This window comes from Acidobacteriota bacterium, assembly GCA_016700075.1.
Lineage (GTDB): Bacteria > Acidobacteriota > Blastocatellia > Pyrinomonadales > Pyrinomonadaceae > OLB17.
Window position 1 is genome coordinate 1,395,835 of sequence record CP065000.1, and the last position, 24,415, is coordinate 1,420,249.

Here is a 24,415-nt window from a genome sequence, read left to right on the forward strand (position 1 = left end):
TCTAAAGTCGCTCTTTCCATTCCTCATCCGGACGAACGGGCTCAGGCTGGTCAGTGGTAAGATTTGCGGGATCAATATCGGCGTAAATGAAATTCTCAGGCGGGACCGGCGTACCGTGAATTCGGCGAAGCATCGCGAGTTGTCCGGCGTGCGTCATTGCATCGGCAAGCGGACCTTGCAGCATCTTCTCCTCGGTCATCATATCGAGAAAGGCGTCGCCGTCTGAGATGTGTTTGGACAAGCGCTCGATGGTTGAATGAAATCGAACAACTTCTTCATCTAACGTAGCTAGCGGCTCGGGCCAAAATGTTCCGCCCGTAAAGAACGTATCGGCATAGCCCACAACGCTTGTCATATGGCATACAAGCTCTTTCGGTGTACGAGTGAGATTCCCTGCTGCGAAATCACCAAAATCTGCTGGAGCGCCGCGAACAGCCTTCTGTGTTCTGTATGCCAAAGCTGCGAGAAAATGGGCCAACATTGCCCGCTTATCGTTCATTGCTCGCTTGTGCGCTCCCGCCAAGTTTGTGGGTTCGAGCCGTCGTCGCGGCGTTGCATTTCGATCGCCCCGGGTGATGGGCAAACCAGTGCACAGAGATTACAGCCAACGCATTCTTCTTCGATGACGCGTGGGTAGCGATCGCCGTTGGATTCGACGAATTCGAACGATTGATGGGCTCCGTCCTCACAGGCAATGTAACAGAGGTTACAGCGGATGCAATGTTCCTCGTTGACGTGGGCCTTGACTACGTAATTGAGATCGAGATCGCCCCAATCGGTCACGCGGTTCACACTCTTGCCGATGATGTCATTGACCGACGCAAAGCCTTTCTCGTCCAAATACGCATTTAGGCCGTCGATCATGTCCTCGACAATTCGGTAGCCGTAATGCATCACGGCGGTGCAGACCTGCACGCTGCCGGCACCGAGCAGCATGAATTCGACGGCGTCACGCCAAGTGTTGATGCCGCCGATGCCGCTGATAGGTATATTGAATTCGGCATCGCGGGCGAGTTCACTGACCATGTTTAGAGCAATAGGTCTTACTGCAGGACCGCAATAACCGCCGTGCGCCGCCATGCCGTTGACGTTGGGATGCGGGATCATCGTGTCCAGATCGACGCCCATTACGGAATTGATGGTGTTGATCAGCGAAACGGCGTCGGCACCGCCTGCTTGAGCGGCACGGCCGGGAGGGACAATGTTCGTCACGTTTGGGGTGAGTTTGACGATGACAGGGATTTCACTGACCTCTTTCACCCATTCCGTGACCATGCAGGTGTATTCCGGAACCTGGCCCATCGCGGCTCCCATTCCCCGCTCGGACATACCATGCGGACAGCCGAAATTCAGCTCAAACCCATCGCAGCCCGTGTCCTGCGTTCGTTTGACGATCTCGTGCCAGGCTTCGCGTTTCGACTCAACCATCAGCGACGCGATGACTGCGTGACCGGGATATTTCCGTTTACACTCGGCCATCTCTTTCAGATTGACCTCGAGCGGGCGGTCCGTTATCAGCTCAATATTGTTCAGACCGATCATCCGCTGGCCGTTGTGATCCAGGCCTGCAAGTCGCGACGAGACATTCACGATCGGCTCGCCCAGCGTTTTCCACACAGCCCCGCCCCAACCCGCATCAAAAGCACGTTCCACCATCGAACCCATGTTCGTCGGCGGAGCACTCGCCAGCCAAAACGGATTCGGCGACCTTATACCTGCGAAATTGATGCTCAGATCAGCCATGGACTAGGGATATGTATACGGAGCCTGCAGGCCAAGCGGTATTCCCAATGCCCAATACCCCAGCAGGAATAGGACCCACGTGATCATGAACGCGATCGAATACGGAAGCATCAGCGACACGAGCGTGCCGATACCGGTGCTCTTGACGTAACGTTGGGCGAAAACGACCACGAGCGGGAAATACGGCATCAGCGGTGTCAGAATATTCGTCGTCGAGTCACCGATGCGGTATGCCGCCTGTGACAGTTCCGGCGAGAGTCCCAGCTGCATCAGCATAGGCACAAAGATCGGTGCGAGCAGAGCCCATTTTGCAGATGCCGAGCCGATCAACAAATTGACCAAGGCCGTGAGCAAGATAATGCCGATGATCGTGACCTGGGCGGGCAATGCAAGCGATTGCAGCACGCCCGCACCTTTCAGTGCGATCAGGGCACCGATATTTGACTGTCCGAAAGCGGCGATAAAAAGGGCGGCAAAGAATGCCAACACGATGTAATAACCCATCGTACTCATCGACTTGCTCATGCCGGTAATGATGTCGCGGTGGCTTTCTACGGTCTTTGCAACATAGCCGTAAACGATGCCCGGCAATATGAACAAAAGAAAGATCAGCGGGACTATCGACTGCATCAGAGGCGCCGCTGACGCGGTCAATTGCGGTGTCACCGGCTCTGCATTTTTCATCAGCGATTCGCCGTATTTCTTGAGATTCTCTTCGCCGATCTTAGGCTTCAATGAGTTGTCGAATGCCGTCTTGCCAAATAGCTCCTGTCCCAGCACGGGTGTTATCTTGGCGGCCACATCTTCAGGCATTCCTTCGGCCTTGACCTTTTCAACGGCGGCCGGTGTCAGCCGATAGCCGGCCGGTGAACGCATCGGCGACGTTTCGGGGAGTGAGACCGCGGCTAGTATGCCTATGCCGATGATCAATGTTGCCATGCCGGCGATAAGGCCTTTCTTCTCTTTCGGGCCGAGTGTCTCCATCTTCGGCATATCTTCGGGATCGCCGTCCACCTCCGTTCCCTTCAGCCGCGGCTCAATGACCTTGTCCGTCAGGAACCAGCCGACAGCCACGATCACAAGACAGGAGGCCGCAGTGAAGTACCAATTGGAAAGGGGATTGACGAGACGCGTAGCATCCAGGATCTGTGCACCGGACTGCGTCAGTCCCGAAAGCAATGGGTCGAGGCTGGACGGTATGAAATTAGCACTGAACCCGCCCGAAACGCCCGCGAAGGCAGCCGCAATACCCGCTAGCGGATGCCGGCCGGCGGTATAGAAAATGACGCCGCCCAAAGGAATAACGAGAACATACCCCGCATCGGCCGCCGTATGGCTGATTATCGCTACAAAGATCAGCATCGGCGTCAACAGCTTAGGTGACGTGACATTGAGCAATGCTTTGAGGGCTGCATTGATAAAACCCGTGTGTTCGGCCACGCCAACACCCAATAAAGCGACCAGCACCACGCCCAATGGATGAAACCCCGTAAACGTCGTGACCATGTTGGACAAGAACGTTGCGATCGCTGCGCCTGTCATTTGGTTGTTGATCACCAATGCCTTGCCCGTCCGCGGATCGATCTCAGTAAAGGTCATCGTCGAAAGGATCGCCGACAGGACCCAAACCGTGAAAAGCAATATGAGGAATAACGCCGCCGGGTCGGGCAGTTTATTGCCGACGCGTTCGATCAGGTTCAACGCTCTGTCAACAAAACCGAGATTCGAAGGTTCCGTTGCGGGTTTATTCTCATTTGCCATAAAAATGGTTCTCTCCTAACTGAAAATGATTTATTGCGGATGCCCGAACATTCTAAGCGAAATCGGGCGTGAAACGAAAAGCAGCGATAAGCGATTTTCTAGCTGCCGGCAAAACGAACTTCCTCGCCTGAAAGCGACCGATGAATTCCCTTCGCAGCGGTCTTGCCCATCTGAGCGGCATCGACGGCCTCGGCACCGCCATTTACACAGTCGCCGCCCGCAAAAACGCCGTCAACGGAAGTTTGCATTGAATCATTGACGACGACACGGCCAACATCATCGACCTCGATGCCGAAGGTCTCAGTAAAGAACGGCGTCATCTTTGTCTGGCCGATGGCTTTGATCACCTGATCGCACTCTATCAGCACCTCGTTGCCATCACGGCGGCGGCAACGCAGACCTGCAGCCTTATCGTCTCCAACTACTTCGATAGGCATCGTCTCCCAATGGAACTCGATGCCGTCCTTTCTCGCGAGTTCCAGTTCGTATTTGTACGCCGGAGCGTCCTTTTCCGTTCGGCGATAGATCAGCATGACACGTTCGGCTCCCAGTCGTTTTGCCTGTGTCGCTGCATCGACGGCAGTATTGCCGGCTCCGATCACCGCAACGGTGTTACCTAGAGGAACAGAGCTCCAATCACGTGTCTTGACCATTCTAATGAACGCAAGTGCATCGATAACGCCATCGAGCTCTTCGCCTGGAACGCCTAACATTCTCGTAGAGCCAAGACCGACCCCAATGAAAACCGCGTCGTGATCGTCGCGAAGTTTTTGAAAGGGCAAGGCTTCCGACCCGACCTCTGCGTTTGTCACGAAACGCACACCTAGCCGCTCGACCAGCCCAACCTCGGCAATTGAAGCGGCTTGCGTCATCTTGTATTCCGCCATGCCGTATGTGTCTAGCCCGCCGGGCTTTTCGCTTTTTTCGTAAACCGTCACTTCATAACCGAGCCGAGAAAGATAGGTCGCACACGACAAGCCGGCCGGGCCTGAGCCGACGATACCGACCGACTTGCCGGTTGGCTCGGCCTTTTCAAAGAGCTGATTACCGTTTTCAATAACGTGCTGCGTCGCATACCGCTGCAAACGGCCGATCTCGATCGGTTTATTTACGAGAGTTTTCTCGACGCACGCACCTTCGCACAGAACATCGACCGGGCAAACTCGTGCACACGTCGCCCCGATAGGATTTGCGTCGAAAATCACACGTGCCGATCCCGTGACATTGCCGCTCGCGATCTTTTTGATGAACGACGGCACGTCGATATGCGTCGGACACGCCTGCGTGCAAGGTGCGTCGTAGCAATACAGACACCGATTCGCCTCGGCGAGAGCCTCAGCCTGCGTCATCAAAGGAGCGATCTCGGCAAAGTTCTGCTCGATCTGCGTGATATCTGGCGGTGTGCAGGAATCTGTCATAAACTGGCCACTGAGATCACCGAGTTCACAGAGATCAAAACAACGATGCCTCAGAGTTCTCTGTGTTCTCTGTGGTGAGATCACTTAATCCGCAACGATCGCACCGTATGCATCCGGCCTGCGGTCGCGGAAAAACTGCCAAGTGTTTCGAACCTCGCGGATCTTGTCCATGTCGAGATCGGCGACGATAAGTTCGTCTTTGTCTCGACTGCCTTCGGCAATGATCTGACCGCGAGGGTCGCAGAAATACGATTGCCCGTAAAACTCGCCGATGTTCCACGGAGCCTCTGTGCCGACGCGATTTATCGCACCGACAAAGTAGCCGTTGGCGACGGCATGTGCGGGCTGTTCAAGCTTCCACAAATACTCCGAAAGCCCGGCGACCGTTGCCGATGGATTAAAGATGACCTCGGCCCCATTGAGGCCCAAACATCGGGCACCTTCCGGGAAATGGCGGTCGTAGCAGATATAAACTCCGATCTTGCCGACCGCCGTTTCGAAAACCGGATAACCTAGATTGCCCGGGCGAAAATAGAATTTCTCCCAAAAGCCGGGAGCGACGTGCGGGATGTGCGTCTTGCGGTATTTGCCGAGATACTTGCCGTCGGCGTCGATGACGGCTGCGGTGTTGTAATAGATCCCGGTCTGCTCTTCCTCGTAGATCGGCACGATCAGCACCATGCCGTGCTGCTTTGCCACGTCCTGCATCAGCTTGACCGTCGGCCCGTCGGGAACTCGCTCGACCGCTTCGTACCAACGTGTCTGCTGTTCGGCACAAAAATACGGCGTCGTGAATATCTCCTGAAAGCACAGCACCTGCACGCCCTGCCGAGCAGCATCCTCAACGAATTTCATCTGGTTGTCGATGTTCGCCTTCTTTATCTCATCGATCGGTGCATTAACATCACCGACATTGTGAGCCTGTATCAGGCCCGCTTTTACAATTCGCGACATAAGTTAATTACGTTTTCTCATCAACAAATAATACAACACAAAAGCAATTCCGAAAGTAACGAACCACGCATAAGTGTAAAGCGTGTCAAAGAAATTAGGATCGGCGATCTGGCCGCCGGGCGTGGTCGCGGCTCGCAGGAAGCCGGGGACGACCGGTGCGATGGCCAGTACCAACGCCGCGATCGCCCGCCAATTGAAACCGCTCGAATAGGTGTAAATGCCGTCGGTTCTATAAAGGTCAGCGAGTTCGATACGGCGTTTTCTGATGAGCCAATAATCGCAGATCAGTATGCCGCCTATCGCTCCCATCAGGCCGGAATAGCCGATCAGCCAAGTAAAGATATACGCTCCCATCGACGACATCAATTGCCAAGGCATCATCACGATGCCGATAACTGCGGTGATCAATCCGCCGGTCACATACGAGATGCGTTTGGGGTTAAGATTCGAGAAATCGTTCGAAGGCGATACGACATTTGCCGCCATGTTCGTTGATATTTGAGCGACAAATATCACTATCATGGCGAACAATATGACTAGCGTGTTGTCGAATCTCTTGATCAACTGAACAGGATCGGCGATCGCCTCGCCGTAGATGATCACGGTCGCGCTCGTAACCGCCACGCCGATAAAAGCGAACGCCGTCATCGTCAACGGCAATCCAAGTGCCTGACCCAGCATCTGCGAACGCTGCGATTTTGCATATCGCGTAAAATCAGGGATGTTTAGACTTAGCGTCGCCCAATAGCCGACCGACGCTGTCAAAGCCGCGGGAAAGATCGACCAGAGGTTTGCATGCTCTTTCTGTAATACTGATGTGCCCGCAAGCACATTTCCCAAGCCGCCCGCAGCCGAAGACGCCCAAACGAGCAGCACCAAACCGCCGAGCAGCAGCAGCGGTGCCGCCCAGGATTCGAGATGTCTGATTCCCTCGATGCCGCGAAGAATGATCACGACCTGAATGCCCCAGAACAAGAAGAACGACAGCCACGTATGCAGCGGATTTCCCGCGATCATCGCGTCGATTCCTGCCCAGCCGCTCCAAACGGCCGTCAGCAATGCATCTATCGCCGTTCCGCCGATCCACGTCTGAATACCGAACCACCCGCACGCGACGATCGCCCGAAGTATCGCCGGAATATTCGCTCCCTTCGTCCCGAACGACGCACGAAGCAGCACGGGAAACGAGATACCGTACTTCGTCCCGGCGTGCGCATTCAAAACCATCGGGATCAGCACGATGCAGTTGCCGAGCAGTATCGTCAGCATCGCCTGCCACCACGTCATCCCTTGGGCGATGAAACCGCCGCCGAGCATATACGTCGTGATCACGACGCTCATCCCGATCCATAACGCCGCGATGTTCCACGTCGTCCATGTCCGCTGCTCGACGCCGGTCGGAGCCAGATCCTGATTCCACAATGGCGAGGCGGAAACGTCTTCGGTCAGTTCGACAAATTCTCTATTTTCATCGTTCATTCAAACTCGCCTCCATTCGCACAAAGCACTAAACTCTAAACCCTATTCAGGGATCCCGACTCGTTTGACCAATTCCTTAAATCGCGGGTCGTCTCGCACGAAGTCCCATCTAAAATTTACTTTGAGGCCAAGAACCGACATTGAACGCTCATCGTATGATTTGTTCAAATATTCGATCGTCTTATCTTTGTCTTTGAGAGACGCGTAAGTTTCGGCAAATCTGATCGCGGACACATATTCGTTTTTGTCTTTTGCCTGTTGGTCATTTAGAGATTTGATTGTGCCTGTTGCACGTATTTTTACGATACCGTCCCAACCGACTTTTTCGTAAAGGTCTTTCGCCTCCTGAATTTCTTCGGGTTTGGCCCCGGCTGCCTCCCCCAAAAGGATGTATTCTTCGAAAGCTTCTGCATATTTGCCTTGAGCCACATAAATTTCACTGTTGAAAAAATGAAAAGTCGTCTCATCGGGAAATAGCTCATTGACCTTCTTATTTTGCAAAAGTGCTTCGTCAAATCGCTTGGATTCTTGCAAAACTGTTACCATTTGCCGGTTAATGATCATCGAAAACGGGTCGAGTTCAAGGGCTTTTGACATTTCTCTGATCGCTTCGTCCGGCCTGCCGCTGAGAGACAATAACTCGCCGTACCATTGACGAGCCGTGGCATATTTCGGATCAAGTTCGATCGCCCTTTTGTAGGCTTTTTCGGCACCCGGAAAATTGTAGTCTCCGTAAAGCAGAATTTGACCAAGCGAAGCGTGGGCTTCCGCCAGATTCGGGTCAAGTTCGAGAGCCTTGAGTGCCGCTTGCTTGGCTTGCGGCATATAATCTTTTGGTCTGAAATCGCCGTATGCGGGGATCAAAGCATACGTATCGGCTAATCCGGTGTAGGCAAGAGCGTAGTTCGGGTCTTTTTCGATAGATTGCTTGAAAAACAAGATCGCCTTTTCAAATTCAGTTACGTTTCGTTTGTTCCAATGGTAACGGCCTTGCAGGTAAAGCTGATAGGCTTCGTTGTTGTCGGTGTATTTCTTCGCCAGCTTTTGCTCGCTTTCGCCCGACAGTTTTAGCTGCAGTTTGCTCACGATCTCGGTGACGATCTCGCGTTGAGTGGTCAATAATTCCGAAAGTTTCCGTTCATACTGCTCGCCCCACAGCGATTTGTTGGTGCGGGCATCCACGAGCTCGACCGTGATGTTCAAATTGTCGCCCCGCTTGGTAAGGCGTCCGGTCATGACCGCATCTGCGCCAAGTTCGGAGGCGATCTTGGCAATATCGGTCGATGCTCCTTTGTAACGCATCACCGAACTCGTCGGGCTGACCCTCAGATCGGCGATCTGCGTCAGCCGAAAGATCACCGATTCCGCCAAACCGTCCGACAAATAATCCGTGTCCGCATCCGAATTCCTATTCTCAAACGGCATCACCGCGATGGAATTGATCTGTGTCGAACCGAACGGCCCATAATATCGATAGCCGACATAGCCGGCAACGGTTATCAAAACCGCCAGCAATGGTGCTGCGATCAACCGCTTATCAAATCCGCGAGGCTTAGAGACAATATCACCCGTCCTGCTCGGCAAGACGGCTGACTGCTCGGTAGTGTGTATCTGCGCGCGGGTCGGAGCTTCGCCCGGTGCAGCGGTGTCGTGAAGGATCGCGGTCTGCGGCCCGTCGCCAGAAGACAAAGCCCCAGTCCCTGCCGCTCCCGGTTCTGACAAGATCGCCGTCTGCGGCTGGTCCGGCGACAAGCGGACAGGAGTGTCCGGGCTCCGCGGGCCTTCGAGCAGCGCATTTCCATCGTCGAGACAATACAGCAGAGTGTCGTCGTAATAGTCCCGTCTGCATTCTGGGCATCGTTTCATAGGGTTGGGCCGGAACCGAAAGCTAAAGAAATTCTGCGACAGTATAAACGATAATGCGCATTACAGCTATGATTTTTCCGCACCGCCTGCCATCCATTGATCCATCTATCTGAGCGTGTCGCTGACCGCATCCTTGCGATGCCGGAATTCTTTTGTAAACATAGACAGTATGGCAGCAACGGAAACGACGCAGATACCTTTGGGATTTAGGGCGCCGGGATTTACGCTCCCCGATGCGGTTTCGGGTCGCGAGATGTCTTTGAACGAGTTAAAAGGCGAGCACGCGACCGTCGTAATGTTCATCTGCAACCATTGTCCGTTCGTGAAACACATCAACGCCGAGCTTGTGCGGCTGGCGAATGACTACATGCCGAAGGGCGTGTCTTTTATCGCGATCAACTCTAACGACGTAGAGAATTATCCAGAAGATTCGCCTGAGAATATGAAAATGTGGGCGGAAAGGCTGGGCTACCCGTTCCCTTATCTATTTGATGAGACGCAGGACGTTGCCCGAGCCTATCACGCGGCCTGCACACCGGATCTCAGCATTTTTGATAAAGATCTGCTGTGCGTTTACCGCGGCCAACTGGACGGATCGCGGCCCGGCAACAGCGTCCCCAACGACGGTCGCGACATCCGCGCCGCCCTCGACAACATACTCGCGGGTGAACCCGTCAGCGACGCCCAAACACCGAGTATCGGCTGCAACATCAAGTGGAAACCGTAAGAACACCGTATCGGACACTATTGAGGCAATCCGATCTTTGCTAGAAGCTCTTTATAACGCGGATCATCTCTTATGACATCGTAAAATCCCGAGGTCTTGATGGTGACAAGGTGCGGGTCGCGGGATTCGTAGGCCTTGTAAAGGTATTCGATCGCCTTTTCTTTGTTTTTGGTCGCGGCATACGCATATGCAAGGCTCTCGTTATCGAAATAGAGCGGCTCATCTGCCTCAGTGACGGCCTTCTGCAATGTAAGCAGTGTCGCCAAATATTCCATCCAAAAGCCTTGCCAACCCTTTAGTTTATAAGCGTTTTCGTAACGGCGTATCTCGTAATTCTTGCGTCCGTCCAACCTCAGACCGGTCAAATACTGCTCTATCGCCTCAGGATACATTCCCTTTGCGGCATAAGCCTCGCCAAGATTGAATCTAACGACGGGGCTTTCGGGATGAAGTTCGACCGTTCTATTCAATTGGTCTATCGCCTCGTCATGACGGCCGGCGAACCCGAGAATATTCCCTTTCATTCTGTTGATCACCAGCGAGAACGGATCGAGTTCAGCGGCGGCCGAGATAGCTGCCACCGCCTCTTCAGTTCGGCCTCGAAAGGCAAGATGTTCGGCATACCACTGATGGGCGGTCGCGTAATTCGGACGCGAGGAAAGAGCGGCTCGATAGTGTTCCTCGGCGCGATCCCAATCATAGTCGTAGGTAGTCGTAATGTATCCCAGAGATGCATGAGCCTCAGCCAATTCTCCGTCCAGTTCCAACGCCTTGAGCGCCGCCTGTTTTGCTTTGGGTATGTACTCTGTCGGCCGATAATCACCGTACAGCGGCATCAACGCGTAAGTGTCCGCAGTGCCTGTGTAGGCAAGCGCATAGGACGGATCTTTCTCAACAGCACGGCTAAAATAACGCAAAGCCTTTTCAAAATCGCGAACGGTTCGCTTGTTCCAATGAAAACGACCCTTTAGATATAGCTGCTCAGCTTCCGAATTTGTTGAATAATTCTGTGCGACCCTAGATCGGTCCTCCGTCGAAAGGGCCGGACGAAGGCGTTCGGACACATCTCTGGCGATGTCCCTCTGCAGAAGGATCAAGTCGCCTATCTTTCGTGAATATTCCGCTGACCAAAGCAGATCTTGGGACGACGAATCAACCATTTCGAGCGTGATCTTGAGGTCATCACCGGCTTGCGCAAGCCGCCCAAGCAAAACTGCGTCCACATTCAACTCGGAGCCGATCGTCTTTGGTGAGACGTCCTTGCCTTTGAATGAAAAGACAGAGCTTCTCGCCTTGATAGATAGATCGGGTATCGTAGAGAGGCTGCGAATGAGATTTTCCGTCATGCCGTCCGCGAGATACTCGTATTCGACGTCGCCGCTGAGATTTTCGATGGGCATCACCGCAATCGATGCGATCTGCTCTGTCTTAGAAAAATAACTGTATCCGATGAAACCGCCTACCGAGAGCAAGACAGCCAACAGTGAACCTAACGCAAGTGTCGGCAACCGCCTCGCTCTTGATTTTCCAAAGGCCGGCAAACCTTCGAGTGTTTTGGCGGCAGGCATATTGGCCGTGTGCCGGGCAGGATCTGTATCTTCGCGGTCGATCGCGCGTTTTGCCGATCTAAGTTCCTGCAAAACGTCCGAAATTCGTTGATATCGATCGTCGGCCGATCTTGCGAGGCATCTTCTAACGATCGCAGTGATCGGGGCTGGAAGCTTGGGAACACGATCGGATAGCGGGACAGGGTCTCTATGAAGTATAGCGTCGACCGTCTCGGCCGCATTTTCGCCTGAGAATGCTTTTCGGCCGCAAAGCATTTCATAAAAGACCGCCCCGAAACTGAAAATGTCTGACCTTGAGTCAATCGCACCGCCGCGCGCCTGTTCGGGGGACATATAGTCGGCAGTTCCTATGACAAGGCCGGCTTGGGTCATGCCTGCGGCCTGCGGCTCATACGAACTTCGGCGTGTCGAAATCTCAGGCCCTTCCATCAGCTTGGCTACACCAAAATCCAACACTTTTACCAATCCGTTCGGCCGCACCATGATGTTGTCCGGCTTGATGTCCCTGTGAACGATGCCCGCGGAATGGGCTTCTTCCAATGCAGATGCTAATTGAATCGCTATGTCCAAGACAGCCTCGGTTGAAAGCTCTCTTGACGATATAAGTTCCGTCAGTGTTCGCCCGTCAATATATTCGGTAGCGATGAACCTCTTGCCGTTCGATTCGCCGATCTCGTGGATGGTAATGATGTTTGGATGATTCAACCCGGACGCAGATCGGGCTTCGCGCACGAATCTGTCCATCCGGCCCAAATCGTCAGAAAAGGCCTCAGGAAGGAACTTGAGTGCGACCTTTCGACCCAATCTGGTATCCTCCGCCAGATAGACCTCTCCCATTCCCCCAATGCCCAAGAGCCGGGTGATCTTGTAGTGAAGTATGTTATTTCCGATCAGATCTTTGGGCGTGCGCTGAGAGGCAAGGACCTCTGCGGCAAGTGCCCCCGGAGCGGAGTCAAGGAAATGTTCTTCTGCAGATTCGAAAGAAAGCAGCGATTCAATCTCTTTTCTAAGCTCATCATCATCGCCGCATTGGGCGTCCAGCAACGCCGCTCGGCCGGACGGCGGCGTTTCCAAGGCAGTGTGAAAGATCTCCTCGATCGTTTTGAGGCGGTCACTGTCCATTGTTTTTAGGGCTCGGCCTCGCTTAATTGGCGAAGCAGCCACGTTCGGGCAAATCGCCAATCGCGTTTTACGGTCTCCGCTGACACGCCTAAAACTTCAGCGATCTCGTCGTTTGTTATCCCGCCGAAATATTTCAATTCGACGATCCGGCTCTTACGCTCATCCAGTTTTGCCAGCGTATTGAGGGCATCATCGAGAGCTATCACCTCTTTCGCATCGGTACTTACGGCCGGCTCGGCGAACGTCACCATTTCCGGGCGGCCGCCCCGTTTCTCACTCTGTTTCGCCCGCGCATGATCTACCAGAATATGACGCATCGCTTTCGACGCGACGCCGAAAAAATGTGCTCTGTTCCGCCAGCTTTGTTCGTCCTGCTTTGCCAGCTTCAGATAAGCCTCGTGGATCAGATCTGTTGCCTGGAAGGTGTGCCCGGAAGGCTGTTTGCTGATGTATCTGCGTGCCATTTGCCGCAGTTCTTCATAAACAAGCGGCATTAGTCGCTCGAGTGCTGCCTGATCGCCATCGCTCCAATCGGCTAAGAGAGCGGTGATCTGCTTAGAGCTGCTTTCGGGCATAGACACTTGAGCCGTTAACTATGCAATGAGTATAGTCCCCAACCCAAAAAAATAAAATATTTCTATTACCCTTTTTGCCCGCAGTTCTCGTTTATACAAATGGAAAGCGACATCTCTGGATAGAGCGATCTGAAATTTTCTATTTTGGAAGGAGAAAACTATGAGAACACTTAGACAAATGGCCCTTATTGCGGTCATCGGCGTAGTCTATGCGATCGGCTCGCAGGTAATGGCTCAAGGAAAGCAGGATTTCATCGTCGTAAATAGAACTGGCGTTGAGATCTACGCTTTGTATGTTAGCCCGCATAACGCACGCAGCTGGGGAGAAGACATCTTAGGAGCCGACACGCTGCTTCCCAATGAGGACCTTTTGATCACATTCTCACGAAGGGAAAGGGCTAAGTACTGGGATCTTCGCGTAGAAGACGAGGACGGAAATTCGATCGAATGGGGCCGCCTTAACCTCCTCGAGATATCGAGGGTTACGCTCTATTACAAGAACCGAAAGCCGACAGCGATCGTCGAATAGCGTAAGGAACAAATTAATGGGAGAGATGATGAAAAGAAGAACTTTATCCGTGATCGCCGTCTCGGCATTCGCTTCAGCAATGCTCGGCTGCTCGTTCTCGGTCGGGACCGATATGTCGAACACCGCAAAACCGGCAAATACGGCGGCATCCAATTCGAGCAGCAATACCGCTGCGAAGAAGGACGATAACGCCAAGCCCAAACTCGCGGGTAAGCCAAAACCGACCGAGGGCACGGCAAAGACCGCAAACAAGAAAAACCCCGTCCCTGCGGATTGGATCTATGTTTACGACAGTGCGAAGGGCTATGGCTTCTCGCTTCCTCAGGGCTCTGAAGGCGAAAGCACGACCATAGACGGCATTGATGTTTTTGCGGCTACAACGCCCGCACCATCGGAGATCGACGTGTTCGTTCTGGCATACAAGGACAAGTCACTGACGAAAGAGGACTTGCTAAATGATGCGGTCGATTTCCTTGAGGGCCTCGGACAAAAGGTCACGCCGGGCAGTATGAAAGGCGAGAGCGACGAATATGCTGTTGCTGATGCGACGACGGTTCATCCCTCACGCGGCAAAGGCAAGCTCCGCATCCTCGTCGGCACCGACGTCACTGATAACTACGTGATGATCATCGGCGTCGAAGAAGAGCGGTTCGCTGCCAATGAAAGCATCATCGATGCGATCTGGGGAAGCTTTGAAATGTGGAGCAGCGGCAATTAAGCCCGCAAAAAGATAGATCTCAAGTCTATTAACGGGCTACGCGTTACGGCTGCTCTCCTGGCGGCCGTTACGTTCTTAAACTCTCTACTCAATTTAAAAGGACAGGAGAAGGACGAAAAACAAATGAAAAGATTTCAAAGCATGGCAACAAAGGGTCTTATCGTAAAGATCTTCGCTATCGCGGTCATAGTCGGCGCGATGGACATGACGGCACTGTCGCAGACTCGGATCCGATTTGCCCGTGGTGCTTCATCGGCCACTGTTACAGGCACATTGCCGGCAGGCACCAGCCGTTCGTATGTCGTCGGTGCCCGGCGAGGCCAAATGATGACCGTAAATGTAAGAGCGGCCGGCTATGTTTGGCTGGACATCGGAGGGAATGATGTCGGCGACGGCATCACGATCGAATGCAGATCGACAGATGATTACATCATCACCGTTCATAACGATAACGATAGGGCGACGAGATTCTCGCTCTACGTCGCGATCAACTGAACCATGAGTATGTGCGGGGGCGGTGCAAGCGGATCTATATTGGGACGTTGGTTCTGAGCCATGCCAGAGCCCGGACTGCTTCCGGGAAAAATTTAACCCGGACGCCGCGCGAAGCCGCGATCGCAATGTACAGTTCGGTTTGATCGGTCGGCTGAAATCCAGGGACCGCAAAGGCAAGCCATAGCTTCGGAACCGTTGCCGTTTTCTTTCCGGCGTCAATTACGTCGGATGTTTCCCGTTCACCCGAAGGCAGAACCCCTTCGACCAGCACACGACGCGTTTCGTGTCTTTCACATGCGCCGGCGATAACATTCCACAACGCATCGCGTTTTTCCGGATCGACCTCAAAATTCTCGGCCAGCTCAATGTGAACGTGGTCGTCGCGAAACTGTACGCTATAGCCCTCATCGAGAACTTTCGGCGAAAGCCACACTTTTTTGGTCGATTTATTTTCTTCCATACTTGATTCCCCCCCCCCCCCGGGCGTCGTTCTGCGTTGAACGGAATGTATTCTCTAAGGTTTACCACCAAAGTATCTGTGCCACTCGATCAATGCCGGTCGTCAAAAACGAAACCTCGAAAAGGTTCTTCCCTGCCATTACGTTGTATCGACGTATTTGCCCGCCGGGGCGTTTTTCTATCGAAGACAATTCAAAGCTCTTGATCGGCGAGCCGTCAAGATACCACGAAAAAAGTGATTTGCCGGTCGCGGTCTTGAAAAACACATCCATTTGGACAGTCACATTGTGATCTGCGAATTTCTGATCCGCGAGTGCCGTCAGCATTGACCGATGCTGCACTGTAAGAGCGGGATCAGGGTCGCGAATGGTTTTGCGGCGGTCGAGCGAACGCAAATATTTTGACGCGATGTCGATCGCCCAATGATCAATGTTTGTTCCTGAGACATTGGTCAAAATGATCACAGATAGCCCATCGTCCGGGAATCGGTAGAAAACAGAAGAAAACCCAGGCGTTGCTCCGGAATGCTGCACCAGCCGATGGCCGCGGTAACTGTCGACAAACCAGCCGAAACCGTAATCGAAGGGAAGCGGCGAACCGTCATTTCCACGGGTCGCCTCCCACATGGCCTTCTTGCTTTCTGCCGTTAGTATCCGATCCGTTCGCAATGCGGCATCCCATTTCGCCATGTCGGTTACAGTTGACAGCATGGCCCCGGCCGAGAACGCGATACCCGGCAGAAGTATCGGTCGATTTTCGAACTTGCCGTTCGCCCAGCCGTATCCTGACGCTCTCCGCTTCACTATCTCAAGAGGAGAAGTTGAACGAGTGTTGGCCATTCCCAGCGGAATGAAGATCCGTTCGTCCAGATACTCGTAATACGAAATGCCGCTCACTTTCTCGATAATGTGCCCGAGCAGGATGTATCCTGTGTTGTCATATGCCCACGTCTTGCCCGCCTCGAATTCAAGCGGCAATTCGAAGAACATTCGCAGCTTTTCTTCGCCCGCGGGGGTTGTTCGGAATGAAAGGTCGGTCTTGAAACGTTCCAGGTATCCGGGAATTTCGACGTGGTTCTGGATGCCCGAGGTATGCGTCAACAGATGCCGGATCGTGATGTTGCTCCAGCTTTCCGGAGCGTCCGGAAAGTACTTTCGGATCGGGTCAGAAACCGCGAGCTTACCTTCCTGGACCAACAACATTATTGCGGCAGCGGTAAACTGTTTCGTTACCGAGCCGATCTCATAAACCGTGTCGGCCGTTGCACTTGTGTTTGTTTCAATGTTTGAAAGCCCGTAGCCCGCGCTCTGGATGACTTTGCCGTTCTTAACAACGGCGATTGACGCGCCGGGAGCGTTCTTCAGCCGCATCTGCTCCGCGAGATACCTATCAACCGAATCAGCGTTGGCAAATGCTGAAGTAGCAAACACGACGGCGAAGCCAATTAATTGGACTGAAATACGCCGAGTTGTGGTCATATCCTCACGCATTCGCCGCGTCGGATGAACTGCCCATCGCCTTGTTTTCCTGTGTGTTCGCCGTTCTGAATGACAACGCGGCCTCGGGAAAGGACGGTTTCGACCTTGCCTTTTACTTTCACGCCTTCGTAGGAAGAATAATCGACGTTCATATGCTCGGCATCAACGCCGAAGGTGTGTTCGGTGTCGGGATTGAAGATTACGATGTCCGCATCGGAACCGACTGCGATCGTCCCTTTCTTTGGGAAGAGGCCGAACATCTTCGCCGCGGCTGTCGAAGTGAGTTCGACAAATCGATTGAGCGAGATGCGATTCTCGACAACGCCGCCGTTGTAGATGAGGGCGAGGCGATTTTCGACGCCGGGAGCTCCGTTTGGGATCTTGGTGAAATCATCGATGCCGAGCTCTTTTTGCTCCTTCATACAGAACGGGCAATGGTCAGTCGAGATAACTTGCAGGTCGTCCATCTTGAGGCCTTTCCAGAGCTCGGCACAGTTGTGTTTCTCACGCAAAGGCGGCGTCATCACATATTTCGCACCTTCCCAGTCGTCGCCGTAATCGTCGATCGAGTGAAAAAGATACTGCGGGCAAGTCTCTGCAAACGCCGGGATGCCGCGGTCTCTTGCCTGCCGCACCTGATTCAGAGCATCAGTACACGAAAGATGAACAATGTAGACTGGCGACTCTGCCATCTCGGCAATTGCGATCGCGCGATGAACGCCTTCTGCTTCGGCTATGGCTGGGCGTGTCAGAGCATGATACTTCGGAGCGGTTCGGCCGTCGGCCAAAAAGCGTTTGATGATCTCGTTGATGACGATGCCGTTCTCGGCATGCATACATATTAACCCGCCTCTTGCACCCGCCGCCGACATAGCCCGAAAGATCGTCGCGTCGTCCGCCAAAAACACGCCCGGATACGCCATGAACAGCTTGAAGCTCGTTATCCCAGCGTCCATCAGCTTGTACATTTCCTTCTCGTCACCGTCCTCAAACTCGGTCGTGATGAGATGAAACCCGTAGTCGATCGCCGACATCGTCTCGGCCAGGGATTCTTCCTGAAAAGCCCGCCGGCCGGTGATCATCTCATACAGGATCAAGCCAAAGCTGAAGATATCGGAGCGATGATCGACCGTGTGACCGCGAACCTGTTCAGGCGACATATAGCCGACCGTTCCCATAACGACACCGGGGTTTGTGAGGGCTTTTCGGGTGTGATCCTCTGACCCAGTCGCTACCGCTCCCGGTTCTGACAATTTTGCGAGCCCAAAGTCGAGTATCTTTACGCGATCGTCTTTGGTGATAAATAGATTTTCGGGTTTGAGATCGCGATGAACAATGCCTCTCTCATGTGCAGCGGATAACCCGCTCACGATCTGCTGGGCGTACTCCGTCACTTTCCGTAGCGGTATCGAGCCTTCATCGAGACGCTGGCGAAGTTCTTCACCCTCGAGCAATTCGGAAACCACGTACAGAATGCCGTCCTGAGTATCCACATCGTGAATAGCCAGAATATTAGGATGATTCAGCGCTCCGGCCGCCTGAGCTTCCTGCTCAAATCGAGCTACCCGCTCCTTGTCAGCTGAAAAATCGGCTGGTAAGACCTTGATCGCCACGTCACGCCCGATCTTTGGGTCGCTGGCTCGATAGACCTCTCCCATTCCGCCGACGCCGATCAGCGAACGGATCTCATATCTTCCTAATTTTGTGCCTTCGGTTAACGTCATCTCTTTGTCACGATGCTTTGCCAATTCACGAGTACGGTTACGGGTTGGGTGTCGGCTGCGGGTTCTTTCTTCTCTTCGGTAACAAAGAAACGCGATCCGTCGCGGGTTGCGTCATACATCGAACGAGCTCCAACGCTGGCCACGATCGCGATAGTGGTTTTGAAGAGTGGTTTTGGGGCACCTAACTTGAGAGCTCCGCCGGGTTCCTCGACCGTGACTGCCATCAGGCTGCCATCCGCGGCAACAAAATATAGCTCGCGGCCATCACGTCGCCACCGGGGCTGGGCACCGCTAATGTCCCCCGTAAGCCGAATTTTCGATCCTCCATTAGGAAATGCTTCGATAAAAATACTAATGTCGCCTGAGATATCTATAGAAGTAGCGTAAGCCAGCCAGCGCTCGTCGGGTGACAGCGCCGGCATTGTTTCGTTTGCCGGCGACTGGGCAAAATACGTTTCGTCGCCATTTGATGACCGGATGAAAATGTCACGGCTCCCTTCCCGTATCTTGACACCAAGGGCCCGGCCGTCGCTGATCATCTGGGTCACGAAAGGGTAACCGCTATTGTCTTCAATGACCGTTCTTTCGGGCCCACCTTTCAGAGGCTTCTCTGCGACGCCGACCGACTGCCTCACAAACAAAACAGCACTACCGTCCGGAGTCCACATTGAAGAGAGCAACCTTGTCGGTTTTCCTGAAGCAAACATACGCGCGGAGCCGCGAACCACGTCAAACAGCCAAATGTCACCGTCGCGTTGAAAAGCTATCATTGAATCGTCCGGAGAGAATACCGGGTTAAAACTGCTCGCATCATCGATGGTCGTGCGTGTGCCATCACGCAAATACCAGGCAGTTTCGGAAACAACAGGCGTCTCGCTTCGAAAAGCTATCACGCCGTTCGCGGCCACGCTGAAATTCGTCCTCAGGTCCCCGGTGTGAATCCCCACGTCGGCGACCGGTATCGGCTCGCCCGAAAGCTTGAAGGACGCTGGGGTGAAAGCTTGAGCTTTGAGACCGCCATCTAGAACGAAAAAGAGGTAGCCGCCGGCGTATTTGGGTTCACGTCCGTCCCCGCGAATATCCTTGACCTCATCAGACTCAAGATCGCCAACAAATATGCCTCCCTGCCCCAAAATGCCAACCCCCTTGCCAAACAGGAAATGCCTGCCATCCGGCAAAAAGAACGGCCTGTAACCTTTATGCGGCATGTCCAAGGGGAGTGATTTGCCATCGGCGTTGATGCGTTTCAACGGTACACCACCTTCGTTCGAAAAAACGATCACACCGTTGGAGTTCCATGTTCCCGCTTTTCTCTGGCCAAAAACATCGCAGATCACTCGCGACCGCCCCGTAGCCAGGTTAAAAGCTCGAAGACGCTCATTTGTAAAATAGGCTACCTCGGCCCCGTCAGGCGACCAAAACGGCTCGACCGCACCTTCTGAATCCGCAACCATCTGACTCTCACCCGTCGCAAGGGTCCGAAGCCATAAATGGGGCTTACCCTTCTCTTTTTCAGCCGCAAAAGCCAGTAGCGAACCGTCCGGCGATAGAGCGCTGGTCTCTTTCGTCGTCCATCCCGCCGGAGCAGCAATGTCGAGCGAAACAAACGGCGGCAGTGCCGATGCCGGCCTTAGCAATGTCCACGCACCAAACGAGATCAACATCAGCGCCAACGCCCCCGCGGCGATCCACGGGATCCGAGCTTTCCAAAGCGACGTTTCCGTTTCAGGCCCTATCGCACTGACCGCCGTTGTCATCGTTGCGCCCGACGAACTCGTCGGAGCCGACAATGACTCAAGAGCAAACCCAAGGTCGCTTGCCGTCTGAAACCGCCGCTCAGGTTTCTTTTCGAGACACCGCCTAACGATCCGCTCAAGCGACGGGTTGATGTTCGGATTAGATTCCGTCATGTCCGTCGGCTCTTCTTTGACGATCGCCGACATCGTCTCAGCCAGCGATTCCTCCTGAAACGCCCGCCGGCCCGTGATCATCTCGTAAAGGATCAAACCAAAGCTGAAAATATCCGACCGATGATCTGTTTGTTGCCCTCGCACTTGTTCGGGGGACATATAACCCACCGTGCCCATAACGACGCCGGGGTTTGTGAGAGCCTTGCGCGTTGCATCTTCGTTACCAGTCTGACCGCCCGCTGACGCGCCCCGGTCGGACAGTTTGGCCAGGCCAAAGTCGAGGATCTTAATGCGATCGTCTTTTGTGATGAAAAGGTTTTCCGGCTTGAGGTCGCGATGAACGATCCCCTTCTCATGCGCCGCCGTCAATCCGCTGACGATCTGCTGGGCGTATTCGGTGACTTTTCGGAGCGGCATCGCACCTTCGTCGAGACGGGCCCTGAGTTCCCCGCCTTCGAGGAGTTCGGAGACGACATAAACGATTTCGTTCTGGGTGTCGATGTCATGGATCGCGATTATGTTCGGGTGGTTCAAGGCACCCGCCGCGCGTGCCTCCTGCTCAAATCGCGCGACGCGATCCTTATCGGCAGAAAGATCCGCCGGCAGGACCTTGATCGCCACGTCACGCCCGATCTTCGGGTCGGAGGCCCGATATACTTCTCCCATTCCGCCCACTCCGATCAGCGATCGGATCTCGTATCGGCCAATCTTCGCACCTTCGGATAAAGTCATAGATTGTTTAGACCTTCACGCATTCGCCGCGTTTGAGAAATTGCCCGTCGCCAGCCTTGCCCTTGTGTTCGCCTTTCTCGATTATGACGCGGCCTCGTGAGAGGACGGTTTCGACCTTGCCTTTGATGGTCCAGCCTTCGTAGCTCGAATAATCGACGTTCATGTGTTCGTGCTCGACGCCGAATGTCGTCTCGCCGTTCGGGTCAAAGATGACGATGTCTGCATCTGAACCGACGGCAATGGTGCCCTTCTTCGGGAACATACCGAACATCTTCGCCGCGGCTGTCGAAGTGAGTTCGACAAAGCGATTGAGCGAAATGCGGTTCTCGACAACGCCGCCGTTGTAGATGAGGGCGAGGCGATTTTCGACGCCGGGAGCTCCGTTTGGGATCTTGGTGAAATCATCGATGCCGAGCTCTTTTTGCTCCTTCATACAGAACGGGCAATGGTCAGTCGAGATAACTTGCAGGTCGTCCATCTTGAGGCCTTTCCAGAGCTCGGCACAGTTGTGTTTCTCACGCAAAGGCGGCGTCATCACATATTTCGCACCTTCCCAGTCGTCGCCGTAATCGTCGATCGAGTGAAAAAGATACTGCGGGCAAGTCTCTGCAAACGCCGGGATGCCGCGGTCTCTTGCCTGCCGCACCTGATTCAGAGCATCAGTACACGAAAGATGAACAATGTAGACTGGCGACTCTGCCATCTCGGCAATTGCGATCGCGCGATGAACGCCTTCTGCTTCGGCTATGGCTGGGCGTGTCAGAGCATGATACTTCGGAGCGGTTCGGCCGTCGGCCAAAAAGCGTTTGATGATCTCGTTGATGACGATGCCGTTCTCGGCATGCATACATATTAACCCGCCTCTTGCACCCGCCGCCGACATAGCCCGAAAGATCGTCGCGTCGTCCGCCAAAAACACGCCCGGATACGCCATGAACAGCTTGAACGACGTGATGCCCTCGTCCATCAGCTTGTACATTTCCTTCTCGTCACCGTCCTCAAACTCGGTCGTGATGAGATGAAACCCGTAGTCGATCGCCGTCTTGCCCTCGGCCTTTTTGTGCCAGGCATCGACGCCCGCGGTCATCGATTCGCCCTTCGTCTGCACCGCAAAATCAATGATCGTCGTCGTCCCGCCAAACGCCGCCGCCTGCGTGCCCGTAAAGAAATCGTCCGAAGACTGCGTCCCGCCAAACGGCAGCTCCATATGCGTATGCGGATCGATCCCGCCGGGAATTACAAGCTTCCCACTCGCATCGATGACAACATCCGCTTCAATCTCAAGTGACTTACCAATAGTCGTCACCGTCTCGCCATCAATAAAAATATCCGCCCGATAGTCGTCCACCGCAGTAACAACCCGCCCGTTTTTGATCAGTGTTTTCATCGTTTTGAGGCCCAGCCTCTTGCGTCAGAGGAACGTCGAATTCCTAGTCTAGCTTTGAATGAAGCGAGGATGCAACGCTCTGGCTGTTAGCCTTAATATCGATGATGGCTTGGCTTAATTGGAATACCGGTCGCGGATGTTCAAAAGTGAAAACGCTAGATCACAGTCTCTCGCTCAAAGAATGAGAAATGGTTCGGGCAAGGTTTAGGTTTTCTGTTTCAGGCAGATTGGAAACAACTAAGATTGATTGTGAGTGATTCGCAAAGCTTGCAACTTGTAAACCGTTTTCAACCTCACTCGTGATAGGACTTATTTGCGAATCTTTTTGCTCCAACAAGGAATCGGACTTGTCGAAAAATACAGATATGATGTTTGTGCCGTTTCTAAGAACGACATGGGTGAATTGTATGCCTTGATACTCACAGTCGTGGACGCTCAACATCTCTAATTTGTCCGAATATTTTGCCTTCAATGGTGCAAGGATCTCTTGCGAGTAAGCAGTTTTTTCAGGATAGTCGGTTTTTGACACTTTCTCCCACATCCCGAGTTTTTCTAACGCACAATCCTTGTGGTTCCCAGAGGCAAGGTGGGCTAATTCCGCTAATCTTTTTGTCACGGAATTGTCCGCAATATTTCCACCCAAATCGCCGCCGCCCCAATAAACGATCCCTAATCCAAATGCCAAAACAAGGACAGCCATCGCCGGGATCATAATCTTTGGACTTAGCCCGATTCTTGCCCAAAATCCTGAACGCATCGCCTCGTCTTTTAGAGCATATTCCAGTTTATTGTTAAAGATCGGGTCAATTTGAAAATTAGCGGCGTTGCGGCCGGCTGAGGTTATTCGCTTTCGCAAGGTCCGCCGAGCTATGAAGTCTGCTCGGCATTCGGGACAATGCTCAAGATGATGATTGACCTGATGGTTGGTTTCCACCAGCAACTCGTCACTAATATACGATTCTGAAACTTCACGAAATTCTCGGCACTGCATAGTTACCACCTCTTTATTTTTGGGCTGTCCGTCTTTGATCTCCAAATCCATGTTTGCTTGCGTAATCGGCCAACTCTATCCTCAACATCCGGCGTCCCCGCGAAAGGCGGGACATTACCGTACCCATCGGTAATTCCATTATCGAAGCGATCTCTTTGTAGGAAAGCTCTTCGATATCGGCAAGAACCAGGACGTTTCTAAACGGCTCCGGCAGTTTCCATATCGCGTCGAGTACTTCTTCGTCCGTGATCTTCTCCGGTATCGGCGGCTCGAACGGAATATTGTTTAGGATAACGTCATCTTCGTCGGCGACGATCTGCAGCTTAAGCACGCTGCGGAGGCGTCGGACATTGTGCACGTAAAGTATGCGCATTAGCCACGCTTTGCAGTTCGTCCCCATTTCGTACAAATGGAACGACCGCAAGGCTTGAAACATCGTTTCCTGAACCAGGTCTTCGGCTTCGGCAGGATTCCGCGTCAGCCACATTGCTGTCCGGTACAGATCATTACGAAACGGCATGGCCTCGGATTCGAAATTCCGCCACGTGTCCTCTTTGCTTTCCAGCCACTTTATTCCAAGCATTTATTAACAATACCTCAGACGAAAATCATCTGCCCTGACCGTACGATTCAATTCTCGATCAAATTTATTTCCAAATCTGAACATTTTCATTTTATTTCTTAGCAGGGAATATTAACGTCCAGAAAGGTCATTTCCCCGACGAACACCGAATAATTTGGTTTGTTCAAGGGAAATATTAATTTTGATCAGGAGATAT

General features: G+C 53.3%; 18 protein-coding genes and 3 pseudogenes. 4 read left to right on the forward strand and 17 right to left on the reverse strand.

The annotated features are described in order from the left end of the window. Position 1: 1 nt before the first annotated feature. The 7 genes and pseudogenes from IPM50_06220 to IPM50_06250 form a co-directional block, all read right to left on the reverse strand. On the reverse strand, positions 2-499 hold the full coding sequence (locus IPM50_06220) for a hypothetical protein (protein ID QQS34162.1): 498 nt from the start codon (positions 497-499) through the stop codon (positions 2-4). After that, entirely contained in the window at positions 496-1,743 is a 1,248-nt protein-coding gene (gene preA, locus IPM50_06225; protein QQS34163.1) for an NAD-dependent dihydropyrimidine dehydrogenase subunit PreA, read from the reverse strand. The genes IPM50_06220 and preA overlap by 4 nt, the downstream gene beginning before the upstream one ends. Positions 1,744-2,535: 792 nt before the next feature. Continuing rightward, positions 2,536-3,504 (reverse strand): annotated as a pseudogene (locus IPM50_06230) (AbgT family transporter). 98 nt (positions 3,505-3,602) lie between these two features. Then, positions 3,603-4,922, reverse strand: coding sequence for an NAD(P)-dependent oxidoreductase (locus IPM50_06235; GenBank protein ID QQS34164.1), 1,320 nt, complete (start codon positions 4,920-4,922; stop codon positions 3,603-3,605). Positions 4,923-5,006: 84 nt separating this feature from the next. Continuing rightward, positions 5,007-5,876 carry an acyltransferase gene (locus IPM50_06240; GenBank protein QQS34165.1) on the reverse strand — a complete coding sequence of 290 codons (870 nt, stop codon included), beginning with the start codon at positions 5,874-5,876 and terminating at the stop codon, positions 5,007-5,009. Positions 5,877-5,879: 3 nt separating this feature from the next. Then, a complete protein-coding gene (locus tag IPM50_06245) occupies positions 5,880-7,355 on the reverse strand; it encodes an NCS1 family nucleobase:cation symporter-1 (protein ID QQS34166.1) in 1,476 nt (491 codons plus the stop codon). 42 nt (positions 7,356-7,397) lie between these two features. After that, the gene (locus tag IPM50_06250; GenBank protein ID QQS34167.1) at positions 7,398-9,221 is read right to left on the reverse strand and encodes a tetratricopeptide repeat protein; all 1,824 of its coding nucleotides are present in this window, start codon (positions 9,219-9,221) and stop codon (positions 7,398-7,400) included. Between the two features lie 169 nt (positions 9,222-9,390). Here IPM50_06250 and IPM50_06255 point away from each other — a divergent pair, with 169 nt between their 5' ends. Beyond that, positions 9,391-9,948: a thioredoxin family protein gene (locus IPM50_06255; GenBank protein ID QQS34168.1), complete on the forward strand. Its 558-nt coding sequence runs from the start codon at positions 9,391-9,393 to the stop codon at positions 9,946-9,948. A 17-nt stretch (positions 9,949-9,965) separates the two neighbouring features. Here the strand turns inward: IPM50_06255 and IPM50_06260 are convergent, their stop codons facing one another. Beyond that, entirely contained in the window at positions 9,966-12,638 is a 2,673-nt protein-coding gene (locus IPM50_06260) for a protein kinase (GenBank protein ID QQS34169.1), read from the reverse strand. A 5-nt stretch (positions 12,639-12,643) separates the two neighbouring features. Next, positions 12,644-13,213, reverse strand: coding sequence for a sigma-70 family RNA polymerase sigma factor (locus IPM50_06265; GenBank protein ID QQS34170.1), 570 nt, complete (start codon positions 13,211-13,213; stop codon positions 12,644-12,646). Positions 13,214-13,373: 160 nt separating this feature from the next. Between IPM50_06265 and IPM50_06270 the strand changes: the two genes are divergently transcribed. From IPM50_06270 to IPM50_06280, 3 genes are all read left to right on the forward strand, one after another. Further along, positions 13,374-13,742 carry an argininosuccinate lyase gene (locus IPM50_06270; protein ID QQS34171.1) on the forward strand — a complete coding sequence of 123 codons (369 nt, stop codon included), beginning with the start codon at positions 13,374-13,376 and terminating at the stop codon, positions 13,740-13,742. Between the two features lie 28 nt (positions 13,743-13,770). Then, complete coding sequence (locus IPM50_06275; protein QQS34172.1) at positions 13,771-14,460, forward strand: hypothetical protein; 690 nt, start codon at positions 13,771-13,773, stop codon at positions 14,458-14,460. Between the two features lie 123 nt (positions 14,461-14,583). Further along, positions 14,584-14,955, forward strand: a complete 372-nt coding sequence (locus IPM50_06280; GenBank protein QQS34173.1) for a hypothetical protein — start codon at positions 14,584-14,586, stop codon at positions 14,953-14,955. A gap of 34 nt (positions 14,956-14,989) precedes the next feature. On the opposite strand, the gene IPM50_06285 is transcribed toward IPM50_06280, so the two are convergent. From IPM50_06285 to IPM50_06320, 8 genes and pseudogenes are all read right to left on the reverse strand, one after another. After that, entirely contained in the window at positions 14,990-15,415 is a 426-nt protein-coding gene (locus IPM50_06285; protein ID QQS34174.1) for a hypothetical protein, read from the reverse strand. A gap of 61 nt (positions 15,416-15,476) precedes the next feature. Then, entirely contained in the window at positions 15,477-16,892 is a 1,416-nt protein-coding gene (locus IPM50_06290) for a beta-lactamase family protein (GenBank protein QQS34175.1), read from the reverse strand. Next, a pseudogene (hydA, locus tag IPM50_06295) lies at positions 16,889-17,942 on the reverse strand (dihydropyrimidinase). Before hydA (IPM50_06295) ends, IPM50_06290 begins: the two are co-directional and overlap by 4 nt. 35 nt (positions 17,943-17,977) lie before the next feature. Continuing rightward, positions 17,978-18,616: pseudogene (locus tag IPM50_06300) on the reverse strand (serine/threonine protein kinase). Continuing rightward, positions 18,613-21,258: a serine/threonine-protein kinase gene (locus tag IPM50_06305; GenBank protein ID QQS34176.1), complete on the reverse strand. Its 2,646-nt coding sequence runs from the start codon at positions 21,256-21,258 to the stop codon at positions 18,613-18,615. The pseudogene IPM50_06300 and the gene IPM50_06305 overlap by 4 nt, the downstream one beginning before the upstream one ends. 7 nt (positions 21,259-21,265) lie before the next feature. Continuing rightward, on the reverse strand, positions 21,266-22,645 hold the full coding sequence (gene hydA, locus IPM50_06310) for a dihydropyrimidinase (protein QQS34177.1): 1,380 nt from the start codon (positions 22,643-22,645) through the stop codon (positions 21,266-21,268). A gap of 160 nt (positions 22,646-22,805) precedes the next feature. Further along, positions 22,806-23,687: a zf-HC2 domain-containing protein gene (locus IPM50_06315; protein ID QQS34178.1), complete on the reverse strand. Its 882-nt coding sequence runs from the start codon at positions 23,685-23,687 to the stop codon at positions 22,806-22,808. Continuing rightward, positions 23,650-24,219, reverse strand: coding sequence for a sigma-70 family RNA polymerase sigma factor (locus IPM50_06320; GenBank protein QQS34179.1), 570 nt, complete (start codon positions 24,217-24,219; stop codon positions 23,650-23,652). The genes IPM50_06315 and IPM50_06320 overlap by 38 nt, the downstream gene beginning before the upstream one ends. Positions 24,220-24,415 lie beyond the last annotated feature (196 nt).